Raw genomic sequence first — 5,109 nt, 5'->3', positions numbered from 1 at the left:
TTCATTTTCAGCAACAAGAGTTTCTGCTGCCGCTTTTTCCTCTTCAATTTCCTTAGGTCCAACGACCACCTTTCCATATTCAAGCCCTCTTGCTGTTTCCACAACAACATCAGTATTTTTTTCTATTTCAAAATCTACTGGATCAAAATAATATATTTTTCCAGCGTTTTTAAATCTAACACCAACTATTTTTATCATTTAATCACCTCATATATATTCAAAGTCATAACCTGTATGCTAATATTAAAATTACAATTGCTTCTAAGCTTATTTTTTGTCTCTTCTATTATATCAATAATCTTAGAAAGTTGAGAATAAGTAATTTTCTTACTCATATTTTTTATAAATACTAATTTATCTAAATTTATAATCATGCTATTATCGATATTTTCTTTTACCATTATTATGTCTCTAAAATAATTAATCATTAAATCTAAGACGTTTATTATTTGATCTTTATATTTTTCGATACTGCTTTGAACCTCTATAATATCTATTAAATCGCCATTTAAGAAGGTTTCAATATACTTTTGGATTTCCTCTCTCATAATATAAAAATCCTCTGATTCAGAAAGCTCTATTGCCGTTTGCATGCTTCCTCTTGAAAAGTTTGCAAGCAGCAATGCCCTCTTCTCATCTACACCAGTTTTAACTAAATAATCCGCTATCTCCTTGATTGGAATTGGCGTAAATTTTATAATCTCACATCTTGATTTTATCGTATCTAGCAATGATTCCTTATTATTAGTTACAAGGATTATTATAGCATACTTTGGTGGTTCTTCTAGCGTTTTAAGCAACGCATTTTGTGCCTCTACTGTCATTTTCTGTGCTTCATCAAATACGTATATTTTATATGATTTATATGGCTTTACTAATATATCCGTTTGCATTTTTCTTATTTGAGCTATTTTTATGCTATTTCCGTCTGGTTTTATCTCTATATAATCTGGGCTATTAAATAGATTTTCCATTTCCAATAAAATTCTCGATAATTCTCTAGCTAGTGTATTTTTGCCCACACCGCTCGGTCCCTCAAACATATATGCATGACTTATCATGTTGGATTTTAAGCTATTTGACAGGTATTTTTTCGCAAATTGTTGACCTTTTATATTTTTAAAATACATACTCTTCCTCCATTTTTAGAGAATCGATAAATCTATCTATTTAAAATTTTATCTTCTACTATACTATATATTTCCTCATGTATATCATCAATTGTTCTCATATTGTCGTCTTTTATACAATTTATTCTCTGCCAGTCGTATTTTTTTGCAATATAAAGTGAATTTTCATATGATTTTTTTAAGTAATCAAAATCACTTTCATGTATATCCTTTTCGCTTTCTCCTGTTATTTTATTGTTTCTGTCCTTCATAAGCTTTTGGCTCATCTCAACTGGAACATCTAAGAATATCACACAGTCTGGTTTAGGTATTTTATATAGATTAAATTCCAAATCATTTAGCCAATCTAAATATTTATCTCTTTCTTCTACCTTCATTTTTGATGCTTGATGAATCATATTTGAAGTAGTATATCTATCACATATTATTATTCCGCCGTCGTTGTAGAATTCTTCCCATTCTGTTTTAAATGATGCATATCTATCTACCGCAAAAAATGTTGAGCAAACATATGGATCAACATCTTCAGCGTGCTTTCCGAAATCACCTCTTAGATACATCTTTACCAATGCAGAAGACTCTGAATTGTAATTTGGAAATTCTATTTTTTTTATGTTGTAGTTGTTTTTTTCTAATCTATCGTATAGCTTTTTTGTCTGTGTAGCCTTACCGCTTCCATCAGAGCCCTCTATAATTATTAACTTTCCTTTCATTTATAATTCCTCCATCTATATACTATCTATTAAAATTTTCAATTCTTATTTTTACTAGTCTTATTATAATATAGTATAGACATTATTCAAATAAAGTTATCCAATCTTTTAAAGAAAAAAGAACCTTTTAAGGTCCTTAATTTATATACTTATTCAATATTTTATTCAAAAATATAGAGTTTAGATATGCCACCATACCATAAGAAATAGCTGTATTAAAAAATATTATCTGTCCCCAATAATTAGGAAACAAAAGCAAACTACCTATTGGAAGCAAACTTATAATCAACATCACTATTGTATACGGCAAATTTTGAACTGAAATCAAAATGGCATTTACTAGAGTATTTTTTATACTATTCTCAAATTTAGATATAAGTGGAAATACATAAATTATTACAAAACCAAGTACTATACTCACTAAAGTAAGTACGAATTTAAGAACAGTACCTATCATATTATTTGACAGTAAACTACATATATAGAAATCAACTGCTATAAATACTCCTACCAAAAATAATATAATCCAAACTATCGTACTCTGTTTAAAATTTTCTTTGAATTTCTTAAAAAACTCCCTAAATATATAAGGATCTCTATCATCAGCTATGCTCATAGCCACAGAATATGTAGCTGTCATCGATGCACCTATTGTGACAATAGGAATACAACAAATTATAAATAAAAAATTTAAAATAACTATATTAGCTATCCCTTCTAAAGCCTGAAAAAACTTATTTTCATAATCAAAAATTTTTCCCATAAAAACCTTCCACTTTCATAAAATATTAATAAAACTGCTATATATATAATTATAGCAGTTTTATTTTATTATTATTAGTTTGTTATTACTATACCTGTTTCTTTATCAAAAATATGAACCTTATCCATATCCATTACAAATTTAACTGTTTCACCTGGTTTAGCTAAAATATCTGCATCAACTCTAGCAGTCATTGGGAAACTTTCTAAATCAAAGTATAGATAAGTTTCTGCTCCAAGTGGTTCACAAACATTTATTTTTGCACTTATTTCACATCCAAGCTTATCACCTTTTATTGATTTAGGATCGTATATGTTTTCTGGTCTTATTCCCATACTAACAACTTTACCCACATATCCACCATCTATTAATGCTTTAGCTCTCTCATTTGATATTTCAAATTTATATTCTCCTAGTTTTAAAGTAACCTTATCCCCAGATTGACAAACTGTAACATCCATAAAATTCATTTGTGGAGATCCTATAAATCCAGCAACAAATAGATTTTGTGGATAATTATATAAATTTTGTGGAGTATCGACTTGTTGAATAACCCCATCCTTCATAACTACAACCTTAGTTCCAAGAGTCATAGCCTCTGTTTGGTCGTGAGTTACATATATCATTGTTGCTCCAAGTCTTTCATGTAGCTTAGCTATTTCTGTACGCATTTGAACTCTTAATTTAGCATCTAGATTTGATAACGGTTCGTCCATTAAAAATACCTTTGGTTCACGAACTATTGCTCTACCCATAGCCACACGTTGTCTTTGACCCCCTGATAAAGCTTTTGGCTTACGGTCTAATAATTTTTCAAGATCTAGTATTTTTGCTGCAGCTCTTACCTTTTTGTCTATTTCTTCCTTTGAAACTTTCTTTAGTTTTAATCCAAATGCCATATTATCATATACACTTAAATGTGGATAAAGTGCATAACTTTGGAATACCATAGCTATATCTCTATCTTTGGCTTCTACATTATTAACAACCTTGCCATCTATTTTTAAAGTTCCCTTACTTATGTCTTCAAGACCTGCTATCATTCTAAGTGTTGTAGATTTACCACAACCTGATGGTCCTACGAATATAACAAAATCTTTATCCTCTATTTCTAAATTAAAATCCTTTACTGCTTCAAATCCATTTGGATATATTTTATATATATTTTCTAATGATAGGCTTGCCATATTACAAATCCCCCTCAATTATCTAATTAATTATTATTTATTTAATTTAGCAATTGACTGTCTTATCATTAATTCACCTTGGAATAGTTTATGTTGATTAGCAGATTTATTTTCAATTAAATCAAATAATATATTAAGTGTTTCCACTGCCATATCTTCAACAGGCTGACGTATAGTTGTTATAGAAGGATTATAGTAATAAGTTATATCTAATCCATCAAATCCTATAACAGAATAATCCTCTGGGATTCTCTTTCCTGCTTCTAATATCGCCTTAATAGCACCAATAGCTATGCTATCAGAAATAGCATAAATGGCACTAAACTTTTCATTTGATTCAAGAAGCTCTTTCATAAGCTCATATCCATTTTTCATAGTAAATGCATTTTCATTTTTTAAAGTATATCTTATTAAATTCTCATTTATAGGAATATTTCTCTCCTTTAATGATTTTTTATACCCTTCAATTCTAAGTCCACTTATACTTTTATCCCATGGATGTGCTGCTAAAATTGCTATGTCCCTGTGTCCATAATCACACAAGCAATCAACTGCTTTTTTACTTTCATTTATATCATCTACTGATACAGATGAATATAAATCTCTATTTACATCTTCTATCATAGATATTGTACTTAACACAAATGGAACAGTTATCTGTTTCAAAAGTTCTTCATTATGTGAAAAACATCCTCCTAAAAATACAATACCTTTTGGTTTTCTTTCTTTTATTAATTGTAATGCAACTTGAACTTCATCTTGATTAGAATCTACTCTTTGTAATATAAAAGTATATTTTCTATTTTGTATTTCTTCTTCAAATACCTTTATCATATTTTGAAAAAATGGATTGTCTATACCTTTTATTAATACCGCAATAGTTTTTGTCTGCACTAATTTTAGGTTTCTAGCACTGTTATTTGGAACAAAATTATTTTCTTTTATGACTTCCATTATCATGCTCTTTGTTTCCTCGCTGATATCAGGATGATTATTAATCGCTCTTGAAACAGTACTAACACCGACACCACATTTTTTTGCTATATCTTTAATTGTGATTGGCTTCATATTTGATATTTCCTTTCATATTCAATTTTCTCTAATCAATCATATAAAGTATTCAATCTATATTCTTCCGTATAACTTTGTTAACCTTCTTAATTTTTTAATCAGTTCCTCAGAAAAACAACCCTCTGTCATTCTCCACTTCCAATTGTTACCTAATGTAGATGGTGTATTTATTCTAGCTGATTTTCCTAATCCCAATACATCTTGTACTGGTATAATACAAGTGTCAGCCACACTTCTCATAGCTA

General features: G+C 29.0%; 6 protein-coding genes and 1 pseudogene. All 7 read right to left on the bottom strand.

Annotated elements, in window-relative coordinates; genetic code table 11:
* Positions 1–198 (bottom strand): annotated as a pseudogene (locus ACI3VO_RS05845) (hypothetical protein); the annotation flags it as partial.
* Positions 195–1,130 (bottom strand): ATP-binding protein, encoded by a 936-nt coding sequence (locus ACI3VO_RS05840; protein ID WP_439757009.1) that lies wholly within the window; start codon positions 1,128–1,130, stop codon positions 195–197. The gene ACI3VO_RS05840 and the pseudogene ACI3VO_RS05845, both read right to left, overlap by 4 nt.
* Positions 1,131–1,162: 32 nt before the next feature.
* Entirely contained in the window at positions 1,163–1,843 is a 681-nt protein-coding gene (locus ACI3VO_RS05835) for a dTMP kinase (protein WP_439757008.1), read from the bottom strand.
* 136 nt (positions 1,844–1,979) lie between these two features.
* Positions 1,980–2,606: a YesL family protein gene (locus tag ACI3VO_RS05830; RefSeq protein ID WP_439757007.1), complete on the bottom strand. Its 627-nt coding sequence runs from the start codon at positions 2,604–2,606 to the stop codon at positions 1,980–1,982.
* 74 nt (positions 2,607–2,680) lie between these two features.
* Positions 2,681–3,793 (bottom strand): ABC transporter ATP-binding protein, encoded by a 1,113-nt coding sequence (locus tag ACI3VO_RS05825; protein ID WP_439757006.1) that lies wholly within the window; start codon positions 3,791–3,793, stop codon positions 2,681–2,683.
* A gap of 33 nt (positions 3,794–3,826) precedes the next feature.
* Positions 3,827–4,861, bottom strand: a complete 1,035-nt coding sequence (locus ACI3VO_RS05820; RefSeq protein ID WP_439757005.1) for a LacI family DNA-binding transcriptional regulator — start codon at positions 4,859–4,861, stop codon at positions 3,827–3,829.
* 57 nt (positions 4,862–4,918) lie between these two features.
* Positions 4,919–5,109 (bottom strand): 4-alpha-glucanotransferase (locus ACI3VO_RS05815; protein WP_439757004.1); only part of this gene is annotated, 191 nt, incomplete at its 5' end.

Source organism: Intestinibacter sp. (assembly GCF_051866655.1).
In the GTDB taxonomy this organism is placed as follows: Bacteria; Bacillota; Clostridia; order Peptostreptococcales; family Peptostreptococcaceae; genus Intestinibacter.
This window is presented reverse-complemented; position numbering and strand designations above follow the sequence as displayed.